The 22,451-nt window shown below is 71.1% G+C and carries 17 protein-coding genes and 1 pseudogene; 8 read left to right on the plus strand and 10 right to left on the minus strand.

From position 1 onward, the window contains the following. Nucleotides 1-47: 47 nt before the first annotated feature. Genes AC1DYG_RS17515 through AC1DYG_RS17525 form a run of 3 tightly spaced genes read right to left on the minus strand, consistent with a single transcriptional unit; the run spans nucleotide 48 to nucleotide 4,752 of the window. Nucleotides 48-3,938: a DNA polymerase III subunit alpha gene (locus tag AC1DYG_RS17515; RefSeq protein ID WP_477641147.1), complete on the minus strand. Its 3,891-nt coding sequence runs from the start codon at nucleotides 3,936-3,938 to the stop codon at nucleotides 48-50. After that, entirely contained in the window at nucleotides 3,935-4,408 is a 474-nt protein-coding gene (locus AC1DYG_RS17520) for an SAV_6107 family HEPN domain-containing protein (protein WP_477641148.1), read from the minus strand. Before AC1DYG_RS17520 ends, AC1DYG_RS17515 begins: the two co-directional genes overlap by 4 nt. Next, nucleotides 4,408-4,752 (minus strand): DUF6504 family protein, encoded by a 345-nt coding sequence (locus AC1DYG_RS17525; RefSeq protein ID WP_477641149.1) that lies wholly within the window; start codon nucleotides 4,750-4,752, stop codon nucleotides 4,408-4,410. Before AC1DYG_RS17525 ends, AC1DYG_RS17520 begins: the two co-directional genes overlap by 1 nt. Nucleotides 4,753-5,101: 349 nt before the next feature. Between AC1DYG_RS17525 and AC1DYG_RS17530 the strand changes: the two genes are divergently transcribed. Next, nucleotides 5,102-5,626: a YbaK/EbsC family protein gene (locus AC1DYG_RS17530; protein WP_477641150.1), complete on the plus strand. Its 525-nt coding sequence runs from the start codon at nucleotides 5,102-5,104 to the stop codon at nucleotides 5,624-5,626. 29 nt (nucleotides 5,627-5,655) lie between these two features. On the opposite strand, the gene ggt is transcribed toward AC1DYG_RS17530, so the two are convergent. Further along, complete coding sequence (gene ggt, locus AC1DYG_RS17535) at nucleotides 5,656-7,449, minus strand: gamma-glutamyltransferase (protein ID WP_477641151.1); 1,794 nt, start codon at nucleotides 7,447-7,449, stop codon at nucleotides 5,656-5,658. 194 nt (nucleotides 7,450-7,643) lie between these two features. Here ggt and AC1DYG_RS17540 point away from each other — a divergent pair, with 194 nt between their 5' ends. Beyond that, nucleotides 7,644-8,459: an HAD-IIA family hydrolase gene (locus AC1DYG_RS17540; RefSeq protein WP_477641152.1), complete on the plus strand. Its 816-nt coding sequence runs from the start codon at nucleotides 7,644-7,646 to the stop codon at nucleotides 8,457-8,459. Nucleotides 8,460-8,486: 27 nt separating this feature from the next. Here AC1DYG_RS17540 and AC1DYG_RS17545 read toward each other — a convergent pair whose 3' ends face one another. Then, entirely contained in the window at nucleotides 8,487-8,807 is a 321-nt protein-coding gene (locus tag AC1DYG_RS17545) for an ArsR/SmtB family transcription factor (RefSeq protein WP_477641153.1), read from the minus strand. Between the two features lie 102 nt (nucleotides 8,808-8,909). On the opposite strand from AC1DYG_RS17545, the gene AC1DYG_RS17550 reads away from it, so the two are divergent. Next, on the plus strand, nucleotides 8,910-10,193 hold the full coding sequence (locus tag AC1DYG_RS17550; protein WP_477641154.1) for an MFS transporter: 1,284 nt from the start codon (nucleotides 8,910-8,912) through the stop codon (nucleotides 10,191-10,193). A gap of 30 nt (nucleotides 10,194-10,223) precedes the next feature. Here AC1DYG_RS17550 and metF read toward each other — a convergent pair whose 3' ends face one another. After that, nucleotides 10,224-11,162: a methylenetetrahydrofolate reductase [NAD(P)H] gene (gene metF, locus AC1DYG_RS17555; protein WP_477641155.1), complete on the minus strand. Its 939-nt coding sequence runs from the start codon at nucleotides 11,160-11,162 to the stop codon at nucleotides 10,224-10,226. Between the two features lie 95 nt (nucleotides 11,163-11,257). Between metF and AC1DYG_RS17560 the strand changes: the two genes are divergently transcribed. After that, nucleotides 11,258-12,343, plus strand: coding sequence for a polyprenyl synthetase family protein (locus AC1DYG_RS17560; protein ID WP_477641156.1), 1,086 nt, complete (start codon nucleotides 11,258-11,260; stop codon nucleotides 12,341-12,343). A 21-nt stretch (nucleotides 12,344-12,364) separates the two neighbouring features. Here AC1DYG_RS17560 and AC1DYG_RS17565 read toward each other — a convergent pair whose 3' ends face one another. Beyond that, a complete protein-coding gene (locus AC1DYG_RS17565) occupies nucleotides 12,365-12,748 on the minus strand; it encodes an Rv2175c family DNA-binding protein (protein ID WP_477641157.1) in 384 nt (127 codons plus the stop codon). 169 nt (nucleotides 12,749-12,917) lie between these two features. On the opposite strand from AC1DYG_RS17565, the gene AC1DYG_RS17570 reads away from it, so the two are divergent. From AC1DYG_RS17570 to AC1DYG_RS17580, 3 genes are all read left to right on the plus strand, one after another. Further along, nucleotides 12,918-14,243: a LysM peptidoglycan-binding domain-containing protein gene (locus tag AC1DYG_RS17570; protein ID WP_477641158.1), complete on the plus strand. Its 1,326-nt coding sequence runs from the start codon at nucleotides 12,918-12,920 to the stop codon at nucleotides 14,241-14,243. Nucleotides 14,244-14,325: 82 nt separating this feature from the next. Then, nucleotides 14,326-16,362, plus strand: coding sequence for a Stk1 family PASTA domain-containing Ser/Thr kinase (gene pknB / locus AC1DYG_RS17575; protein ID WP_477641159.1), 2,037 nt, complete (start codon nucleotides 14,326-14,328; stop codon nucleotides 16,360-16,362). A gap of 35 nt (nucleotides 16,363-16,397) precedes the next feature. Further along, nucleotides 16,398-17,267 carry a DMT family transporter gene (locus tag AC1DYG_RS17580; RefSeq protein ID WP_477641160.1) on the plus strand — a complete coding sequence of 290 codons (870 nt, stop codon included), beginning with the start codon at nucleotides 16,398-16,400 and terminating at the stop codon, nucleotides 17,265-17,267. A 16-nt stretch (nucleotides 17,268-17,283) separates the two neighbouring features. On the opposite strand, the gene AC1DYG_RS17585 is transcribed toward AC1DYG_RS17580, so the two are convergent. Continuing rightward, entirely contained in the window at nucleotides 17,284-18,342 is a 1,059-nt protein-coding gene (locus AC1DYG_RS17585) for a threonine aldolase family protein (protein ID WP_477641161.1), read from the minus strand. Between the two features lie 46 nt (nucleotides 18,343-18,388). Continuing rightward, nucleotides 18,389-19,741, minus strand: coding sequence for a class II 3-deoxy-7-phosphoheptulonate synthase (locus AC1DYG_RS17590; protein WP_477641162.1), 1,353 nt, complete (start codon nucleotides 19,739-19,741; stop codon nucleotides 18,389-18,391). Nucleotides 19,742-19,820: 79 nt separating this feature from the next. On the opposite strand from AC1DYG_RS17590, the gene AC1DYG_RS17595 reads away from it, so the two are divergent. Next, complete coding sequence (locus tag AC1DYG_RS17595) at nucleotides 19,821-22,283, plus strand: glycoside hydrolase family 31 protein (RefSeq protein WP_477641163.1); 2,463 nt, start codon at nucleotides 19,821-19,823, stop codon at nucleotides 22,281-22,283. A gap of 37 nt (nucleotides 22,284-22,320) precedes the next feature. Here the strand turns inward: AC1DYG_RS17595 and AC1DYG_RS17600 are convergent. Next, nucleotides 22,321-22,451: pseudogene (locus AC1DYG_RS17600) on the minus strand (IS110 family transposase); the annotation flags it as partial.

Genomic DNA, 22,451 nt, shown 5'->3' on the forward strand with positions numbered 1-22,451 from the left:
GGGCAGTCAGGTCGGTGACGGCCTGCCGTGCCCGGGACGACTGGGGGTCAATGACCAGAGCTGCCGGGGCTCGAGTGCCAGAGCTTGCGCGGCGGCGTGAACTGGTCTGCTCCTCCCGCCTCGGGCACCGCCGCCCCTTGACCGAGTCGGTGCGACCCGCGCACGTCCTCGCCCGGCGGCCGGGTGTCGGCATAGGGCGACTGCTTGAACCCAGAGGCGTGCACCAGGACCCGCCTGCCCCCGCTCACCTGCTGCTGGTGGGCAGCCTCCAACACCTCCGCCTGTTCGGTGGCGGCGCGCTCGCTGGCGTCCATCGCGGCATACACCGCCTCGAGGCCACCACCTCGCCACGCGTCCCACAACGGGGTGAGCTCCCACGCACCCGTCGCCCGCAGCGAGATCCCCCGCGGACCGGTGCGGCGCACGACACCACGGACGAGCAGCATCCACGAGTGGAAGACCGTTGCGGCATAAGGGCCTTGGACATCCTCGAAAAAGGTCGCGTCGATGGGTCCGGTGGAGTCGTCGAGGGTGAGGAAGACGACTCTGCGCCCTGACCGGATCGGTGGCGTCTGGGTGGCGACCTTGACTCCGCACGCCCACACGGTGGATCGGCTGCGCGCCCGCAACAGGTCACGACTGCGAGTGACGCCGAGCGCATCGAGCATCGGCGCGTAGAAGTCGACCACGTGGGCACTCGCGTCGAGGCCGAGGATGTCGAGCTCGGCGCGGACGCGTTCGGGACCGCTCAGCTCGGGCAGGCCGGTGCCACTGGTGAGCTCGGGTCGGTCACCGAGGTCGAGCGCGAGCTGGGTCGGTTGCAGGTCGGCTGCCCGCACCGGTAGCGCTGCCTGGGACTGCGCCGCCGCCCGGGCCCGCACCTGCCCACCCTCGAGGTGCTGGTCCGACACCGGCAGGGCGCGACTCCCCCTCGCCCGGCGTGGTGCCGCCCTCCGTGCGGAACGGTCCAGCGCCCGGCCGTAGCGGTCGAGCTCTGCGACGTGCAGCAGCAGGTCACGGCGAGTGGTCCTGCCACGGCGTCCCAGTCCCCCGGCATCGATGCCGGCGGAGGCCACCCGCATGCCGTAGAGGCTGTCGAACCCCCCGGCGAGGACGAGCCGTTCGGCGATCGGCCGCGAGACGTGGGCGCGGTGCCAGAAGTCGGCCAGCCCGGCATAGGGCTGCCCGGCGACGATGCGGGCCACCTCGGCGTCGTTGATGCCGCGGACGTCAGCCAGGGACAGCCGGATGCCGTAGTCGCTGGCATCGGGCAGGTCGGGGTGCGGCGGGACGAACCCGGACGGGTCGCCGCCGTCCAGGCGCTCGATGCGGTAGCTGCCGGTCGAGATGTTGACGTCGAGGCCGAGCACCGCGATGCCCAGGCTCCGGGCGTCGTCGAGGATGAGGCGCTTGGGGTACATACCCGGGTCGTGGGTGAGGACACCGGCGAGGAACGCGGCGGCATGGTGGGTCTTGAGCCACGCGGAGTGATAGGTCGGCAGGGCGAAGGCCGCGGCGTGGGCCTTGCAGAACCCGAACGACGCGAACGCCTTGAGCACCTCCCAGATCCGGTCGACATCGGCCGGCGTATAGCCGCGGGCCGAGGCGGCCGGTCGCCACCAGGCCTCGATCTCGAGCTGTCCCTTGGGGGTGCCGAGGGCACGACGCACCTCGTCGGCCTGGGCCAGCGACACCCCGGTCGTCTCGGCGACGATCATCAGCACCTGCTCGTGGAAGACGACGACCCCCTCGGTCTCGCGCAGCGCCTCGATGAGCGTGGGGTGCAGGTAGCTGACGTCCTTCCAGCCGTGACGGGCCTCAAGGAACGGCGTGATCATGTCGGACTTCACCGGGCCGGGCCGGAACAGCGAGATGTCGATGACGAGGTCCTCGAACCGCTCCGGACCGAACTTGCCGATCAGCTCACGCTGTCCGGGGCTCTCGATCTGGAAGCAGCCGAGGGTGTGGCTGGTGCGGATCAGCCGGAAGGTCGCCTCGTCGTCGAGCGGCACCTGGGCCTGGTCGTCGAGGTCGACCCGCACTCCGTCGACCCGCTCCACCTCCTGCACGGCGTGGGCCATCGCCGACTGCATCCGGATGCCGAGGACGTCGAGCTTGAGCAGCCCGAGCGTCTCGACGTCGTCCTTGTCGAACTGGCTCATCGGGAAACCCAGCCAGCTCGCCTCCACCGGCGTCCGGTCGAGCAGGCTGCCGTCGGACAGGATCACCCCGCACGGGTGCAGCGCGATGTGGCGGGGCAGTCCGTCGAGCCGCTCGACGAGATCGAACAAGGCTCGCAGCCGAGGACTGTCCAGGCCTCGCGAGCGCAGCTCGGGCAGCTCGGCGATGGCGTTGCGGGCGTCTCTGGCCCGGATGTGCGGGAACGCCTTGGCGATCTCGTCGATCTCCACCGGCGGCAGCCCGAGCGCCGCCCCGACGTCCCGGATGGCGTGCCGCACCTTGTAGGTGTCCATCATCGACACGCAGGTGACCCGCTCACCGCCGAACCGGTCGAGGATCCGCTCGTAGACCTCGGTGCGGCGGGCCGACTCCACGTCGATGTCGATGTCGGGCAGCTCGGCCCGCAGCGGCGAGCAGAACCGCTCCATCAGCAGGCCGTAGCGGATCGGGTCGACCCCGCTGATCCCGAGCAGGTAGTTGACCAGCGACCCGGCCCCCGAGCCGCGGGCCGCGACTCTGACCCCCATGTCGTGGATGAGGTCGACGACCTCGGCGACGGTGAGGAAGTAGGTCGGGTAGCCCAGCTCCGCGATGACCTTGAGCTCGTCGGTGAGCCGGCTCTCCACGGCCATCAGGTCGCGCTCGCTGGCCCCGGGGTAGCGCCCGGGCACCGCCGCGCGGCAGCGCTGCTCGAGCACCACCTGGGCACTCATGCCGGGCTCGACCCCGACCCGATCGGGTTCGGGCAGGTGGACCGACCCGATGCCGAGGTCGTGGCGGGCGCTCTGGGCGCAGCCGAGCCCGAGGGCCAGGGTCCGCCCGACCAGGTCGTCAGCCCGGCCGAGGTCGCCACCGGTGACCTCACGGGCGATGGCGTGCATCGTGTCGGTCGTCGCCAGGTGGGCGGCGTCGGTGACCCGGTCGAGGTGCCGGGTGTCGAGGGCGACCAGTCGCCGCGCGGCATCGAGGACGTCGACGACGGCCGACTCCCCCGGGTCGACGTGGCGCACCGCGGCGGTGAGCACCGCGGGGACACCCTGTTCGTCGGCGAGCCCCAGCAGCCGCCGGGCATGGCTGCGCGATGCAGGGGTGCCCTCGGGTCCCCCGTGGCAGACCACCTCGACGACGACGGCATCGGGCGGCAACCGGCGCCGCCAGGCGACCAGCAGCTCACGCGCCCGGTCGGTGTGCTTGGCCAGCAGCGCCCGACCCACGTCGGAGTCGGGGCCGAGCAGCACCACGAGCGGACTGGGCTCCCCTCCACCACCTCCTCCACCAGCTGCGCCGCCGCACGCTGCTGCGACCACGGCGGCGGAGCTCACGGGCACTCCCCGCTCACCGCGCAGGTGGGTCTGGGTGACCAACCGGCACAGGGCAGCCCACCCCACCCCGGCGGGTACGCCGGACGCGCGCCCCCGCGCCAGGACGGTGACCCGTGGGTGGCGGGCGTCGCGCTCGGCGCCACCCCGGACCGGGGTCCGACCCGCCACAGCCGGGCCCATCGCACCTTGGCCCATCGCACCCGGGCCGACCACGTCCGGGCCCACCGCGAGATCGACCCCCAGGACGGGTGCGATGCCTGCCGCGGTGGCCGCCTGGACGAAGCGGACCGCACCGTAGAGACCATCGCGGTCGGTGAGCGCGAGGATCGGCTGACGGTGCTGGGCTGCGCGTTCGACCAGCGCCTGGGGCGTCGCGGTGCCGTAGCGCATCGAGAATCCCGACGCGACGTGCAGGTGGGCGAACTCGGTGCTCACGGGCCGGCCCCCGGACTGCTGGTCACCGCGGTGTTGATCATTGCGGTGGGCACCAGCAGGTGGTCGTGCGGTGACCTGTGCACCGGTAGGCCCAGGGTCCGGCAGACGAGGTCGAGGAAGAGCTCGGACTGGCGCAGCAGGTCGTCGGCCTCCCGCGCGCTGTGGTCGTGGTGGCGGCGAGCTCCTACGACGTCGAAGAACCCGGCCCACTCGGAGAGCTCGGGCGCGACCGTGGGCAGCAGCTCCCACAGGCTGCGTGGACCGGACTGGCCCGCGGACGGGTGGGTGGACGTGATGCGGGTGGCGACCACGGCGGCAGCGGCGCGCAGTGCGCCGAGCTGGGCCTGGTCGTAGCGTCGGGCGACCTCCTCGCTCTGGCAGGCCTCGAGCAGCGAGTGCCGTGCCCGGTCCAGCAGGTCGAGCGTGGCACCGGCTCCGGTGGCCGTCCCCTGGGCACTCCGGGCGCCCATCAGTCCGCCACCCTCAGCAGGCGCCACTGGTTGCCTGCGTGACTGGCCGGGTCGGCGCACAGGTCGTAGACCCCGATGCCGGCGAGTCGGCCGGCGCTCGCCTCGACCCGCCAGACCTGCCGCTCCCGCGCATCGGTGAGCACGTCGGTGCCCTCGCGTTCGCGGGCATCGCGCCACCACGGCCGGCGCTCCTGCCAGCGGTCGAGCACGGCCCGGACGACATAGAGCCGGCCCCGCCAGACGAAGGCGTTGGGGCCGCGGCCCACCACCTCTCCCAGACCAGGGGTCAGGTCCTCGCGAGCGCCCTCTCGGACCTCGATGGGCTCTTCGTAGCGGCGGACCACAGGGCGCTCCTTCTGGGATCTGGTTCGGGTTGCGGGCATGGCGCAGCGCAGCGTCACCAAAGACACAGCGTCACCAAAGACACAGCGCTGCTGGGTCACTGGGTGGTGCGCTCTGGGCCCTGTGAGAGGCGGGGTCGAGGCGCCTGCTCACAGGGCCAGAGCCGCAGTGGTCCGCAGGATGACCGTCCGCCACGGTGTGGGGCCGTGACCGGTGGATCGGTCGTCGTCGTGAACCACGAGTTCGAACAGGTGTTCGATAAGAAGAACCGTACACCCCGCCACGGACAGTCCGTCAACCCCTGTGGGACGACTGGTGACAGGCGTGACCTGACGGTTCTAGTCTTCGGCCATGACAGCGTCCGACGTGCCGACGTCGGCCCCCGACCTCACCGGGCACCCTGCCGTCCGCAGGGTCCTGCAGACCCTGGCGATCCACCACGTGGTCCCCGAGGTGGTCACCCTCCCGGACGCCGCTCGCACTGCGGCCGCCGCAGCCGCCGCCCTGGGCATCACCCCCGCCGAGATCGCCAACTCGCTGGTCTTCCGGGCCCACGCCCCCGACGGCACGGTCAGCCCGATGCTCATCCTCACCTCGGGCGCGCACAAGGTCGACCTGGTCAAGGTCGCCGAACTCGTCGACGACGTCGACCACCTCGACCGGGCAGACGCCGACTTCGTCCTCGCGGCGACCGGGTTCACCATCGGGGGCGTGGCACCGGTCGGCCACCGCAGCCAGGTCCGCACCCTCGTCGACGTCTCACTCAGCCGCTACCGCCACGTCTGGGCGGCCGCCGGCCACAGCCACACCGTCTTCCGCACGACCTACGAGGAGCTGCTGCGAGTCACCGGTGGCCACGCCATCGAAGTCGCCTGAAGGTCCCACCACCGAGACGTCCCACCACCTCAGGGTGCGGGCAGCACCACTCCCGCGTCACCACCGCCGCGTCGCACCGGCTCAGCGACCGCGACCAAGGCACCGTCGTCACGCTGTTCGATCGCGGTCACGGCCCCGATCTCGGCCACCCTCGTGAAGACGTGACCGCGTGCCTGCAGCGCCGGCCCGAAGGACGCGATGTAGGCATCCTCTGCCGACACCGACGCGGTGTTGCGTTGCGATGCCCGGGGGGCGGCGACGGCAGCAAGGAGGTCGTCGCCGTAGTCGAGGCGGTTGAGCAGGGTCTGCAGCACGGTCGTGATGATCATCGACCCGCCCGGAGAGCCCACAGCCAGCACCGGCGCACCGTGGTCCAGCACGATCGTCGGAGACATCGACGACCTCGGCCGCTTGCCGGGAGCGGGCAGGTTGGGATCCGGCGCCCCGCCCTGGGTCGGGGTGAAGTTGAAGTCGGTGAGCTCGTTGTTCAACAGGAAGCCGCGCCCCGGGACGACGATGCCCGAACCACCGGTCTGCTCGATGGTCAGCGTGTAGGAGACGACATTGCCCCACCGGTCCCAGGTGGTGAGGTGGCTCGTCGAGAGGCCCTCCTGCTGGCTCTGCGCGGCGCTGACAGGAGCCGGTGCGCAGGTGACGTATGCACCGTCCGGCGAGCCGGGTGCCACCGGCTTCGACGCCGCCGACGGTCCGATGAGGCAGGAGCGTTCGTCGGCGAACCCCTGCGACAAGAGCTCCGCCAAGGGGACGTCCACGTGGTCGGGGTCACCGACGAACCGGTTGCGGTCGGCGAACGCGAGTGCCGTGGCCTCGAGGTAGCGATGCTCTGCCTCGACACGGTCCAGCGCGCCGAGGTCGCTGCTCTCGAGGATGTTCAGTGCCTCCCCGACGGTCGACCCTCCGGAGGAAGGCGGCGCCATCCCCGCCACCGCGAGGCCGCGGTACCCGACCATGGTCGGGTCGCGGAACAGCGCTTGGTAGCCCGCAAGGTCGGCGGGCCGCAGAAGGCCCGGCCGGACCGTCCTGGTCGATCCCGGGGTCACCGGCGGATCCATCACCGTTGCCACCATCTCCGCCGCGAGCGGGCCCTGGTACAAGTAGCCGGTCCCTTGCTGGCCGAGCCGGTCGTACGTGCGCCCCAGGTCAGGGTTGTGGAAGATCGAGCCGACTTCGGGCGCAGCGCCCCCTGGCAGGAAGAGCGCTGCGGTGCTCGTGAAGTCGGCAAAGCGGGCCGCGTTGTCGATGGTCTGCTGGCGGAAGGTCTGGTCGACGACGAAGCCGGACCGGGCCAGCTGTGCGGCGGGGCGAAGCGCGTCGCGCAACGACAGGGAGCCCCACGTGCGAAGAGCCAGGTCCCAGGTTGCCGGAGTGCCCGGGACCCCCACGGACAGTCCGCTGGTCACCGCCTCGGCGAAGGGGATCGGTGTTCCCCCTTCGACGAACGCGTCTGCTCCCATCAGCCGGGGTGCGGTTTCCCGGCCGTCGATGGTGTGGACCCTGCCGGTGGCCGCGTCGTAGTACACGAGGAATCCGCCGCCACCGATCCCCGCGCTGTAGGGCTCCGTGACACCGAGGGCGGCAGCCGTGGCGACGGCCGCATCGACGGCGTTGCCGCCACGTCGCAAGACGTCCAGGCCGACCTGGGTCGCGTACGGGTCGACCGACGAGACGGCGCCGCCGCGACCGATGGCCAGGGGATCCTTCGAAGGAGGGGCGGGGACGGCCGAGGCCTGGCCCCCGAACAGCAGGGAGGCCGCAAGTCCGGAAACCGCGGCCGTCACGAGTACACGCGAGCGCTGGATCATTGGCAGTCCTTGGTGTGACCGAATGGCAAGCCAGCCATGGAACGACAGCCAGCATGCGCATGCTGATCGCTCCATCGTGGCCGCCCTCCGTGCGAAGCGCAACGCCACGCGACGCCCAGGCGTGGCACAGGACGTTGCCGTCCGGGGAGCGGCACTCCCCCAAACCGCTCACGCCACTCGGACACAATGGGCCCATGACCACACCGAAGCCCGTCGAGTGCTGGCTCACCGACATGGACGGCGTCCTCGTCCACGAGGAGAGCGCGATCCCGGGAGCGGCCGACTTCGTCGCCGCGCTGCAGGAGTCAGGGCGACGGTTCCTCGTCCTGACCAACAACTCGATCTTCACGCCCCGCGACCTGCGCGCCCGACTGCTCGCCAGCGGTCTCGATGTGCCCGAGGAGGCGATCTGGACCTCGGCCCTCGCGACAGCGCAGTTCCTCGCCGACCAGCGGCCGGGCGGGAGCGCCTTCGTCGTCGGCGAGGCAGGCCTGACGACGGCCCTCCACGAGGTCGGCTACACGATGACCGAGCGCGACCCCGACTACGTCGTGCTGGGTGAGACCCGCACCTACTCGTTCGAGGCGATCACCAAGGCGATCCGGCTCATCGAGGCGGGAGCCCGCTTCATCGCCACCAACCCGGACGTCAGCGGGCCCAGCCCGCACGGCATGCTCCCCGCCACGGGCTCGGTCGCAGCCCTCATCAGCGCGGCCACCAGCCACAAGCCCTACTTCGTCGGCAAGCCCAACCCCCTAATGATGCGCAGCGCGCTCAACCGGATCGATGCCCACTCCGAGTCGACCGTGATGATCGGCGACCGGATGGACACCGACGTGATCAGTGGGCTCGAGGCGGGGCTGCGGACCATCCTCGTGCTGACCGGGTCGACCCGGCGCGACCAGGTGCAGCGCTTCCCCTACCAGCCGACGCGCGTCGTCGACTCCATCGCCGACGTCGTACCGCTGGTCGGCGAGCTGCAGCCGCTGACTGGACCGTCCGGCGACTGACCCCCTCAGGTATGCCGCGCTGCCGGGTCAGCCGCGCGCGTCGCCGAGCACGCTGGCGAGCAGTCCGGGAAAGGTCGCGTCGAGCTCCTCGCGGCGCAGCGACACCAGCCGTTCACGGCCACGGGGTTCGTTGCGGATGACCCCCGCCTCGCGCAGCACCTTCATCAGGTGCGACTTGGTCGACTTGGGAAGGGCCGGGTTCGTCGCACCGCACTGGGCCATCTCGAGCGGGCCGTCGGCAAGGTCGCGGACGATCTGCAGCCGGGCCGGGTCGCTGAGCGCGAAGAGCACGTCGGTGAGCGCCACCTCCGCCATGGCGGGGTGTGGCAGCTCCTGGTTTGCGGGCATGGTTCGATAATACTCGAACCAATCTGGCGAGATCGGGAATGTCCGGGGCCGATCCATAGTTCGATAAGTTTCGAACCGTTGTTTTCGTCCGAGAGGCCCGTCATGAGTGCGACCAGCAGCATCCCGACCGGAACGACCCGCTCGAGCACCCCCCGTTCGACCGGCCCCAGCTCCTCGCCGACAGCCACCCCCGACGGTCAGCGCAGCGGATGGCGGCTCCCCCGTCGCCCTGCCTTCGTGCTGGCCCTCGTGTCGGTCGTGGCGCTGATGGTCGGCGCCAGCGCCCCGTCACCGTTCTACCCGGTGCTCCAGGCCGAGATCGGCTTCTCGGCCGGGACGATGACCACCATCTTCGGGGTCTATGCCGTCACCCTCCTGGTGACCCTGCTCGTGACAGGCTCACTGTCCGACCACGTCGGACGCCGACCGGTGCTGGCCGTGGGGTTCCTGGTCCTCGCGGTGAGCATGGTCGGGTTCTGGCACGCCGACGGCGTCGGCACCCTGCTGGTCTCCAGGGCCGTACAGGGGGGCGCCGCGGGGCTGCTGATGTCGACCATGTCGGCGGCCGTCGTCGACCTCGAGCCGACCACCCGTCCAGGACTGGCCGCGACGCTCAACAGCGTCACGCCACTGTTCGGTCTCGCCGCGGGCGCGCTCGCGGCCGGCATCGTGCTCGACTCCAGCCCGAACGCCCTCCCGCTCGTCTTCGCGACCCTGACCATCGCCTACCTCGCCCTGGCCGTGGGGGTCCTCGCACTGCCTGAGACCTCGCCGCGTCACGAGGGGTGGCTGCGCTCGCTACGGCCACGAGTCGGCATACCCGCTGCTGCCCGACCCGCGTTCCGGCGCAGCGCACCGGCCCTGTTCGCGGGCTGGGCCACCGGCGGCCTCTACCTGTCGTTGGGTGCGCCGATCGTCGGCCAGCTGCTCGGCGGTCGCAGCCACGTCGAGCAGGGCGCGGTGGTCACCGTGCTCACCGGTGTCGGCGCCCTCAGCTCCTACCTCGGCCGGCAGCGCACGCCACGCCAGATCACGCTCTACGGCACGACCATGCTCGCGGTGGGCACCGTGCTGACGCTGCTCGCCCTGCACGCCGGGTCGCTCGTGGCCTTCCTGCTGGCCGCGGTGGTGGCGGGGTCGGGATTCGGCACGTCCTTCCTCGGGATCATGCGCTCGATCACCCCGACCGTCGGGCCCGCGCAACGCGGCGAGCTCTTCTCCAGCGTGTTCGTCGTGAGCTATCTCGCCTTCGGCCTGCCGGCCGTTGCCGCCGGGTTCGCCGCCCCGAGGTTCGGCCTCGAGACGACGGCGACCGTCTACGGGCTGGCCGTGGTCGTGCTGTCCACCGCCGCCGCCCTGGCCCGGGCATTCACCACGCGCGACTGAACGCCCGCGCAGAGGGGTCAGGCGCCGGGGTCAGGCGCGGGGGGCGGCGCTGCGGGCGGCGAGGTCGAGGTTGCGGTAGACCTCGAGGGTCGCCGTCGAACGGTTCATCGTGATGAAGTGCAGACCCGGCGCACCTTCCGCGAGCATCCGCTCGGCGAGCTCGGTGGCGATCTGAACGCCCACCTCGCGAGTGGCGGCGGGGTCGTCCGAGACCCTCTCCAGCCGGCTGACGACCGCAGTCGGCAACGGGGTGCCCATCAGCTCGGACATCCGGGCCACCTGCTTGAAGTTCGTCACGGGCATCAGGCCCGGCGTGATTGGCAGGTCGCGGCGAGCCGCCACGGCGTCGCGCAGCCGCAGGTAGCTGTCGGCGTCGAAGACCATCTGGGTGATCGCGAAGCTGGCACCCGCATCGGCCTTGCGGACCATGATCTCGACGTCGTGCTCGAAGCTCGGCGACCCGGGGTGCACGTCGGGGAACGCCGCGACCCCGATCGTGAAGTCCCCCAGGGTCCGCACCAGCGCGACGAGGTCGGTCGCGTGGTTGAGGCCCTCGGGGTGGGCAACCCACTCACCGCCCACGTTGCCAGGCGGGTCGCCCCGCAGGGCGAGGATGTTGCGGACCCCGCTCGCGGCATACAGGCCCACGACATGGCGCAGCGCCGCCACGGACGCCCCGACACAGGTGAGGTGGGCCAGCGGCGTCAACGTCGTCTCACGAGCGATCCGCTCGGTGACGCGCACCGTGCGGTCCTGGTTGGAGCCGCCCGCGCCGTAGGTGACCGAGACGAAGTCGGGTCGCACCGACTCCAGGCGCCGGATGGCGTCCCAGAGCATGGACTCCCCGGCGTCGTCCTTGGGCGGGAAGAACTCGAAGCTGATCGACGGATGCGGCGCCGCGAGCATGCCGGGGATCGACCACGGATGCTGCGTCGGTCGATTCGCTCCCGAGGTGTGCCCCAAATCCATGGCGGTGACACTAGTCGAGGCCCCACGCCGTAGGCTCAGTGCCAGCACAGGATGAGACATTTCGCGGATCGACAGACGCCCGGGAGGAACGCGTGGTGACCAACCCGCTCGATGCCGCCTCCCTGCGTGAGCGGGTGCAGCGCACCGTCGACGACGTCCTCGCCCACCAGGCCGGGATCCTCGCCGAGGTGGGCCCCGACGCGCAGGAGCTGCTCGGCGCCGTCGCCCGCCTCCTGACCGGCGGCAAGCGGCTGCGGGCCGCCTTCCTCTACTGGGGCTACCGCGCCACCGGACAGCCCGACTCCGACGCCCTCGTCCGCGTGGCCACCGCCATGGAGTTCTTCCAGGCGGCGGCGCTGATCCACGACGACGTCATGGACGACAGCGACACCCGCCGGGGTATGCCGGCTGCGCACCGTTCGCTCGCGGCGCGCCACGAGCGCGAGTCCTGGGCCGGCGACGCGGACCGGTTCGGCGTGGCCGGCGCGATCCTCGCGGGCAACCTGTGCCTCAACTGGACCGAGGAGATCTACGCGACCTCCGGGCTCAGCCCCGACCACCTTGCGCGCGGGCGCGGCGTCTTCGACGTGATGCGCACCCAGCTCATGGGCGGCCAGTTCCTCGACGTCGTGGAGTCCGCCCGGTCCTGGGACGGCGTGTCCACCCATGAGCGCATCGACCGGGCCGAGCACGTGATCCGGTTCAAGAGCGCCAAGTACACCGTCGAGCACCCACTTCTCATCGGAGCCACTGCCGGCGGCGCCTCCGAGGAGGACCTCTCTGCCCTGTCCCGCTACGGCCTCGACCTCGGTCAGGCGTTCCAGCTCCGCGACGACCTGCTGGGCGTGTTCGGCGACCCGGCTGCGACGGGCAAGCCTGCTGGCGACGACCTGCGCGAGGGCAAGCGCACCGTGCTGATCGCGCACGCCCTCGCCGGTGCCGACCAGGCGGGGGTCGAACTCATCGAGGCCCGACTGGGCGATCCCGCGCTCGACGACGACACGGTGCAGCGGCTGCGCGAGGCGATCACCGCCGCGGGCGCGGTCGACGCGGTCGAGGCCGACATCGCCCGCCTCGCCGGCTCGGCACGGATGGCGCTGAAGTCGACCCGCGAACTGTCACCCGAGGCCGCCGGGGTGCTCGACCAGCTGATCGACAGCTCGACGACCCGCGCGCACTGACCCCCAGTTGCCCAACGGCAGCTAGAAGGCCTGCTCCATCGCGCGGCGACGCACCTCGGTCTTGAACCCGGCGGCGAGGTTGTCGACGGGAGTCCCGCCGACGCGAAGGGTCTCGTCGGGAGTGAACAGCCAGCGCAGGATCTCCGCGTCGTTCAGGCCTCCGTCCGCGAGCACCGTGAAGGTGCCCCGCAGGTGACGGAAGACGTCCTCCTCGAGGAACTGCGTCGGGACCGCGACGACGTTGCGCTCGCCGATCCTGGCGCTGAGCAGTTCGCGGTCCTCGATCAGCTTGCGCACCGACGACAGCGGGATGCCGAGGCGCTCGGCGATGTCGGGCACGGTCAGCCAGGAGCCGACGAGGTCTTCGAGTGGGGTCTCGGCGGAGTCCGCGGGCTGATCGGTCACGGGACAAGAGTGCCAGCGAACTCAGGCAAAGCAAATTGCGTCCGCGAGCGAATTACATCGATGTAAGTCGATATGGAGGGCTCAGATGGTGTACCTTTCACAATCGTCACACTTGCCCCACTGTTCACTCCAGCCACGTGCTCCGCCACCGCCCGAAAGGCAGCCCCCGATGTCCCCAGTGATCGCTCCGGCAGCGCTCCCTTCGGCCACCCTCCAGGCGGTCGCCGTCGTCCAGAAGGCCAAGCCTGCTCCCTACGGCTGGGCGACCTACACGGTCCGCACCGGAGACAACCTGGCCGACATCGCCGCCCGGACGGGCACCACGCCGGGCACCCTGGCGGCACGCAACCACCTGAGCCACGGCGGGAACCACCTGTCCATTGGGCAGCGCCTGTCGGTGCCCAAGACCGCCGCGCAGGCCCGCGCCGAGGCAGCCAGGGCCCGCGCCGCGGCCGCTGCGAGGGCGGCAGCGATCAAGCGTGCGACCTACGTCGTCCGATCCGGTGACACGCTGAGCCACATCGCCGCGCGCAAGGGCGTGTCCCTCGCCGCCCTCCTCAAGGCCAACAAGCTCTCCACCCGTTCGGTGCTGCAGATCGGCGGAAAGATCCGCATCCCCGGCGCCGGGGCCGCCAGCGCCAGCCGCCCCGCTGCTGCCGCAGCCGCAGCACCGTCGATCACGACCTACCGCGTGCGCAACGGCGACACGCTGAGCGCCATCGCCACCCGCACCAAGACGGCCCTCGCGACGGTGTACTCGCTGAACCGGCTGAACGCCCGCAGCGTCATCCACCCCGGCCAGGTCCTCAGGGTCCACGGGGCCACACCGGCGGCCACCCGCCCCGCCGGCACCGCGGCATACGCGGTCCGCGCCGGTGACACGCTCAGCGGCATCGCCAGCAAGCACAGCGTCACCCTCGCCGCACTGCTCAAGACCAACCGGCTGTCGGCGGCGTCGGTCATCTACCCCGGCCAGCGCCTCAAGGTTCCGGCCAAGCCGGCCAAGTCGACGGCGAGCGCCAACTCGTTCGCAGGCCGCACCTACCCCAGCTCGATCGTCAACGCCGCCAACCGCAACCGTGCGGCCCTGGCCCGGCACGCTGTCCCGAGCCGCAGCCAGACCAAGGCGATGATCGTCGCCACGGCGCGCCGCCACGGCGTGGACCCCAAGCTTGCGCTGGCCGTCGGGTGGCAGGAGTCGGGCTGGAACCAGCGCCAGGTGTCGGTGGCCAACGCCATCGGCGTCATGCAGGTCATCCCCTCGTCCGGGCAGTGGGCCTCCGAGATGGCCGGGCGCCGTCTCGATCTGCTCAAGACCCAGGACAACATCACGGCAGGCGTGGTGATCCTGCGCTCATTGACCCGGTCCGCCAGCACGGTCGACCAGGCCATCGCCGGGTACTACCAGGGGCTCTACTCGGTGCAGAAGAACGGCATGTACGCCGACACCAAGGTCTATGTGTCCGCCATCAAGGCGCACCGCACCCAGATGTGAGCCCGCCTGACGAATGCGGTCGGGACACCACCCACGGACCCGCCTGCGCGAGATGACCAGCGAGACCTCCTACACTTTGCGGGTGTCTTCCGGTGTCACCGAGTCCTTGCTCGGGCGTGTGTTCGACGGGCGTTATCGCGTCCAGTCGCACATTGCCGACGGCGGAATGGCCTCGGTCTACCTCGCACTGGACACCCGGCTGGACCGTGACGTCGCGCTGAAGGTGATGCGCCACGACCTCGCCCAGGACGAGGCGTTCGTGAGCCGGTTCAAGCGTGAGGCGCGCTCGGCGGCCCGGCTGTCCCACCCCAACGTCGTGTCGGTCTTCGACCAGGGCGAGGACGACGGCCACATGTTCCTCGCGATGGAGTACGTCCCCGGACAGACCCTGCGCGAGGTGATGAAGGCCGAGGGTCCGCTCACGCCGCGCGCCGCCCTCGACATCATGGGCCCGGTCCTGCAGGCGCTCGGCGCGGCCCACCGCGGCGGCATCATCCACCGCGACGTCAAGCCGGAGAACATCATCCTGCGCGAGGACGACGGCACGGTGAAGGTCGCCGACTTCGGCCTCGCCCGGGCTGTCTCGACCCAGACCACGGCCTCCCAGACGGGCGTGCTGCTGGGCACGGTCGCCTACTTGTCCCCCGAGCAGGTCGAGCGCGGCATCGCCGACGCCCGCAGTGACGTCTATGCCGCCGGCCTGATCCTGTTCGAGATGCTCACCGGCACCAAGGCCTTCACCGGTGACACCCCGATCCACATCGCCTACCAGCACGTCCACGGTTCCATCCCCGCGCCGTCGTCGAGGGTGACCTCGGTGCCTGCCGAGCTCGACGCACTGGTCGCCCTGGCGACCTCGCGCGACCCCGACCATCGGCCCTACGACGCCGAGGACTTCCTCACCGAGGTCCGCAAGTCGCGGGCGATGCTCACCCCCACCGAGCTCGACCGCCGCCCCGAGGGCCCGGCTGCCCTGGCCGGTGGAGCGAGCACCGTGGCCGTCGAACGCACCAGCGCGCTCCCGGTGCAGGCTCGCCACGAGTCGGCCGGCGACCAGGCGGCTGGCTACGAGGCGGCTGGCTACGAGGCGGCTGGCCACGCGCCGCGTCATGCCGCTGCGCCCGGTCGCCCCGTGCCGCGGCTCGCGCTCCCCATCGACCACACCCCCACCGTTCCCCCGGTGCTGCACGGCCGGGTGCTCGACACCATGGGCAGCGACGACGACTACGACCGTCGCGACGGACCCTGGCGCTGGATCTGGATCGCCCTCGGCGTCGCCCTGGTCGCCGGCGTCGCCGCCTGGTGGTTCCTCGCGGGCCCCGGCTCCCCCACCGTCGTGCCCACGACCACCAGCCTCACCTACGCCCAGGCAAAGGCGAAGCTGGACGTCGCCCACCTGGGCGCCGACCGGGTCGACAGCTTCGACGAGTCGGTGCCCAGCGGTGTGGTCATGTCCACCGACCCCGGCGCCGGCGCCGAGGTGCGACGCGGCACCGACGTCAAGGTCACCGTGTCCAAGGGGCCTGAGCGGTATGCCGTGCCCAACGTGGTCAACAAGTCGGCCGCCGAGGCGCGCGACCAGATCACCGCTGCCAAGCTGACGGTCGGCAAGAGCACGGAGGCCTTCGACGAGGCTGTCGCCGCGGGTCTCGTGGTCGGCGTCGACCCCAAGGTGGGCACCCCCCTCAAACGTGGCACCAAGGTCAACATCGTCGTGTCCAAGGGCAAGCAGCCGATCCCGGTCGCCGACTTCACCAACAAGCCGGCCGCCGAGGCAGTCGATGCGCTGTCCAAGGCCGGGCTCACCGTCGACGCGACCGAGCAGGCCAACAGCGACACCATCGCCAAGGGCAACGTGATCTCGCAGTCGCCGGCCGGCGGCACCCTGTTCAAGGGCGAGACGGTCAAGCTCGTCGTGTCCAAGGGCCCCGTCCTGGTCAAGGTGCCCGATGTCTCCGGCAAGCAAGCCGACGAGGCCGAGGCGATCCTGCGAGCCGCTGGCTTCGACGTGAAGCGCGAGAACGCCCTGGGTGGCATCTTCGGCACCGTCCACCACACCAACCCTGCGGCCAACACCGAGGCGCCCAAGGGCTCGGTCGTCACCATGGTGATCGTCTGAGCCTGTCCCCGTCGCGGCTGGCGACGCTGCTGCTCGTGTCGGTCACCGCCGTGTGGGGCTCGACGTTCTTCCTCATCCGTGACCTCGTCGAGCACGTGCCGTCGGCCGACTTCCTGGCCGTGCGCTTCGCGATCGCGGCGGTCGTCATGGCCCTGCTGTTCCGCCGCCAGCTGCTCGCCCTGACCCGGCGCGAGGTCCTGATCGGTGCCGTCCTCGGGGTCCTCTACGGCCTGGCCCAGCTGCTGCAGACGGTCGGGCTCGAGCACACCGACGCCTCGGTGTCCGGGTTCGTCACCGGCACCTACATCGTGCTCACACCCGTGCTCGCAGCGGTCCTGCTGCGCGACCGGATCCCGGGGACGACGTGGCTGGCCGTCCTGCTTGCCACCGCCGGACTGGCGGTGCTCTCGCTGCGCGGCCTCTCGGTGGGCTACGGCGAGATGCTCACGCTGGCCGCGGCGGCGCTCTACGCGTTGCACATCATCGGGCTCGGCAGGTTCTCGACTGCCGCTTCGGCCACCGGGCTGGCGACGGTCCAGGTGGGGGTCATCACCGTGGTGGCGCTCGTCGGGGCGCTGCCCGGAGGCGTCACCCTGCCCGCGACGGGCGGCCAGTGGACCTCGCTGCTCTACATGGCGCTGATCGCCGGAGCCGTCGCGCTCTGGGCCCAGACGTGGGCACAGTCGCATCTGAGCGCTACCCGCGCCGCCATCGTGATGACCATGGAACCGGTCTTCGCGGCGTTCTTCGCGGTGCTGTTCGGGGGCGAGTCGCTGACGGTGCGCATGCTGCTGGGTGGCGCCCTGGTGCTCACCGCGATGTACGTCGTCGAGCTCCTCGGCCGCCGCTCCGGCGCATCAGCCGAGGAGGACCGGCCGGCCGAGCTGCTGCACCACGAGGTCTGAGGACTGGGCCTGAGGACTAGGCCGCAGGGCCGTTCTCCAACAATGGCACCAGCTCGGTGATGGCGCGGTCGGTGCCCGCGTCGTCGACGTCGAGGTGCCAGACCAGCCGCACCGCAGTGGTGCTCACCGGATAGAGACGTATGCCGCCTCGGCCCGCCTCCTCGACGAAGGCGGCGGGGGTCCACCCCGCGCCCGCAACATCGAGCACCACGATGTTGGTCTGCACCCGCTGCGGGTCGATCGAGCCGGGGGCTGCGGCTGCCGCCGCCTCGGCGAACCGGCGGGCTCGAGCATGGTCGTCGGCGAGCCGCTCGACGTGGTGGTCGAGGGCGTGCAGGCCGGCTGCCGCGAGGATCCCGACCTGTCGCATGCCGCCGCCGAACCGCTTGCGCCAGATGCGCGCCTGCGCCATGAGGTCCCGCGAGCCCACGAGGACGGAGCCGACCGGGGCCCCGAGGCCCTTGGACAGGCACACGCTCACGGTGTCGAACAACGCGCCATACGTCGCGAGCGGGACGCCTGTGGCGACGTGCGCGTTCCACAGGCGGGCGCCGTCGAGGTGCATCGCCACGCCGCGCGGCTTCGTGCCCGCGCGCAGGGACTCGATCTGGTCGAGCGGCTGGACCGTGCCGCCGCCGAAGTTGTGGGTGTTCTCGACGACGACCAGGCGCGTGTTGACCTGGTAGGTGCCGCCGTCAGGGATCATCAGGGCGAGCGGCTGGGCCGCGTCGAGCACGCCGTGGTCGGCGACCCAGGTTCGCGACGAGATGCCGGACAGCACTGCAGCGGCGCCCATCTCGGCCCGCAGCACGTGGGCGAGGGAGTCCGCGATGAGCTCCTCACCGTGGGCGACGTGCAGCCGCAGGCACAGCTGGTTGGCCATCGAGCCGGTCGGCGCGAAGAGCGCGTCCTCGTGCCCGAGCAGCTCGGCCACCCGCACCTCGAGCCGCCGGACCGTCGGGTCCTCGCCGAAGACGTCGTCGCCGACCGGGGCGTCAGCCATCGCCCGGCGCATCGCGTCGGTGGGCTGGGTGAGGGTGTCGGACAGCAGGTCGACCAGGAGCGCAGCAGGCATGCGAGCCAGCCTAGGAGGTGACCCCGCACCACCGACGTCGGGGAGGTCAGTCCTTGGCCAGCATCTCGGCGACGAGGAAGGCCAGCTCGAGGCTCTGCTGGTGGTTGAGCCGCGGGTCGCAGACCGTCTCGTAGCGCTTGTTGAGGTCGGCGTCGAGGATCTTCTCCGCACCGCCGATGCACTCGGTGACGTCGTTGCCAGTCAGCTCGACGTGGATGCCGCCGGGGACGGTGCCGAGGCCCTGGTGCACCTCGAAGAAGCCGCGCACCTCCTCGACGACGTCCTCGAAGTCGCGCGTCTTGTAGCCGCTGGCTGACTCGAACGTGTTGCCGTGCATGGGGTCGCAGATCCAGGTGACCTGCGCGCCCGAGCCGGTGATCTTCTCGACCAGGGTCGGCAGGGCGTCGCGAACCGTCTTGGCACCCATCCGGGTGATGAAGGTCAGGCGGCCCGGCTCACGGTCGGGGTCGACCTTGTCGATCAGGCGCAGGACGTCGTCGATCTCGGCCTTGGCCGACAGCTTGATGCCGATCGGGTTGAGCACCTTGGAGACGAAGTCGATGTGGGCGCCGTCGATGTCGCGGGTGCGCTCGCCGACCCAGATGAAGTGGCCGCTGGTGTCGTAGAGCTCACCCGTGCGGCTGTCGACCCGGGTCAGCGGTCGCTCGTAGTCGAGCAGCAGCGCCTCGTGGGACGAGAAGAACTCGGTGGTGCGCATGGCGTCGAAGTCGGCGCCACAGGCCTGCATGAACTTCATCGCCTTGTCGATGTCCTTGGCCAGCCGCTCGTAGCGGTTGTTGGCCGCGTTGGCGACGAAGCCGCGGTTCCAGTCGTGGACGTGGCGCAGGTCGGCGAAGCCGCCCTGGGTGAAGGCGCGCACGAGGTTCAGCGTGGCAGTGCTCGCGTGGTAGGCCTTCACGAGCCGCTGCGGGTCGGGCGTGCGTGACTCGAGCGTGAAGTCGAAGTCGTTGACCATGTCGCCGCGGTAGGCCGGGAGCGTGACTCCCTCACGCGTCTCGGCTCCGCTGCTGCGCGGCTTGGCGTACTGGCCGGCCATCCGGCCCACCTTGACGACCGGGACGGAGGCGCCGTAGGTCAGGACCGCGGCCATCTGCAGGATGGTCTTGACGCGGTCGCGGATGTTGTCGGCGGTGGCGGACGCGAACGTCTCGGCGCAGTCGCCGCCCTGCAGGACGAACGCCTCGCCACGGGCCGCGGCGGCCATCCGTGACTTCAGGACGTCGCACTCCCCCGCGAACACCAGTGGCGGATAGGACGCGAGCTCGGCGACGGCGCTGGAGAGGCGGGCGGCGTCGGGCCACTCCGGCTGCTGGGCGGCCGGGAGGTGTGCGCCGGCCGCGAGGCTGGCGAGGGCGTCGTGGTGCTGCGTGGTGCTCACCGCTCAAGGATAGGCGGGACCGCGCGCGCCCCGTCCCGTGGCCCAGATCCCGATACCCTTCGACGCGAAGGAGGGACCCATGACCACTCGACTGACGGTTCCTGGCGACCCGGTGGCGCACCCGGACGCTGTGGTTGCGGGCGACTGCTGGCGGATCACCGTCCTCACCCCCGGGCTGCTGCGCCTCGAGTGGTCGGAGTCGGGTGAGTTCGAGGACCGGGCCAGCACCTTCGCGGTCAACCGCGCGCTGCCGGTCCCCGAGATCGAGGTGCACCGCCAGGGCCAGCGGATCGAGCTGTCGACGGAGTGCCTGCACCTCGACTATGACGGCGAGCCGTTCAGCCCCAGCGGTCTGGTCGTCACGGCGACGTCCGCGATGCCCGACGCGCACACCAGCGAGTGGCGCTTCGGCGAGCCGGCCGATGGGCTCGGCGGCACGGCACGCACTCTCGACGACATCGACGGCGCCGTCCCGCTCGGCCCGGGGGTGGTCTCCCGCACCGGGATCGCGGTGATCGACGACTCCGACTCGTTCCTCATCGAGGACGGACGTCCGGCCGTGCGTCGCCCGGGCACCCAGGACCTCTACGTCTTCGTCCGCGGCCATGACTACCGCGCCGCCGTCGCCGACCTCTATGCCGTGTCGGGGGCCGTGCCGATGCTCCCCCGCTGGGCGCTGGGCAACTGGTGGAGCCGCTACCACCCCTACTCCGCCGACGAGTACCTCGAGCTGCTCGACACGTTCCACGCCGAGCGGGTGCCGCTGGCGGTCGCGGTGCTCGACATGGACTGGCACTGGGTCGACATCGACTCGCGGTTCGGCACCGGGTGGACCGGCTACTCGTGGAACCGAGACCTCTTCCCCGATCCCCCGTCCTTCCTCGCCGAGCTGCGCCGGCGGGGCCTCGCCGTGACGCTGAACGTGCATCCCGCCGACGGTGTCCGCGCGTTCGAGGACGCCTATCCCCGGGTCGCCGAGGACATGGGCATCGACCCCGCCAGCGAGCGCGCGGTCGCCTTCGACCCGACCGACCCCCGCTTCATGGACTCCTACTTCGAGCGGCTCCACCACCCGCTCGAGGACGAGGGCGTCGACTTCTGGTGGCTGGACTGGCAGCAGGGATCCTTCAGCCGCACGCCTGGCGTGGATCCGTTGTGGCTGTTGAACATCGAGCACTTCAACGACTCCGCCAGGCGCGGCCAGCTGCCCATCACCTTCTCCCGGTATGCCGGTCCGGGCAGCCACCGCTATCCCGTCGGCTTCTCCGGCGACACCCACATCACCTGGGACTCCCTCGCCTTCCAGCCCTACTTCACCGCGAGCTCGTCCAACATCGGCTATGGCTGGTGGAGCCACGACATCGGCGGCCACTGGTACGGCAGCCGCGACGACGACCTCACCGTCCGCTGGGTGCAGCTCGGAGTCTTCTCACCGATCATGCGGCTGCACTCGACCCTGCACCCGTTCATCCGCAAGGAGCCGTGGACCTTCCCCGCCCAGGCCCGCGCCACCATCGACGCCTTCCTGCGGCTGCGGCACCGGCTCGTGCCCTACCTGCACACCATGAACGCCCGCGCCGCGCGCGAGGGAGCGCCGCTCGTCGAACCGATGTACTGGGCGGACCCAGGAGCCATCGAGGCGTATGCCGTGCCGAACCAGTTCCGCTTCGGCACCGAGCTCGTGGTGGCCCCGATCACCAGCCCGCAGCAAGAGGTGCTCGGGCTCGGCAGCGCGCAGGCCTGGCTGCCCGACGGCGTGTGGACCGACCTTTTCACCGGCACGCGATACCGCGGCGACAGGCAGGTGCGACTGCACCGGCCGATGGAGTCCCTGCCCGTGCTGGTGCGCGCTGGTGGCCTGCTGCCGCTGGCCGGCTCGCAAGACGCCACCGTGGGCACGGCGCTGCCCGAGCACATCGAGCTCGTCCTGGCCGTGGGGGCAGACGGCCGGTTCGACCTCGTCGAGGACGACGGGAGCAGCGGCGGGGACGATGGCAACGGCGACGCGGGCAACCGGAGCCGGGGTGCGGGTGACCGGAGCCGCCGTGCGGGCGACGGGGGCCCCGGGGCGCACACCGCGGTCACGACGATCACCTGGGAGGAGGCCGGCGGCACCTTGGTGATCGGGGCGCCCACCGGTGGTGTCGACGTCCTCCCGGCCTCACGCACCTGGACGCTGCTGGTCCTCGGCGTCGAAGCCGGCGCGACCCTGGGCACGCCGGGAACGCCGGGCACGGACGAGCCGACCCTCTCCCCCGAACCCACCACCGCCGGCACGCGGTTCGCTCTCGGCGAGGTCGCCACGGGCGACGGCCGGACGGTCACCCTGTCTGACGTCCGGCCCTTCGACTGGTCCCGGACCGTCGAGGGAGTGCGCCAGGTGCTGGACCGGGCGCGAATCGACTACAACCTGAAGAGCACGGCATTCGCCCTGGTCGAGTCGGCGGACGGCCCTACAGACGCGGCCGCCCGCCTGCGCGGCCTCGAACTCGACCGCGAGGTCGAGGCTGCCCTGCTGGAACTGGTGTTGGCCCAGTACTGACCCGCGGCATGAACGGGCACGACGCTCCTATGCTTCGTCAAGCAGCTGCGGCCCCACTTTCAAGCAGGCGGTAGAGGTCGCGGGCGATGTAGCGAGCCAGGCAGCGTTTGATCTCGCGGCCGGTCTTGCCTTCGGCGGTTCGGCGAGCGACGTAGTCGCGGGTGGCGG

It is taken from the genome of Pedococcus sp. P1_H8 (assembly GCF_056405175.1).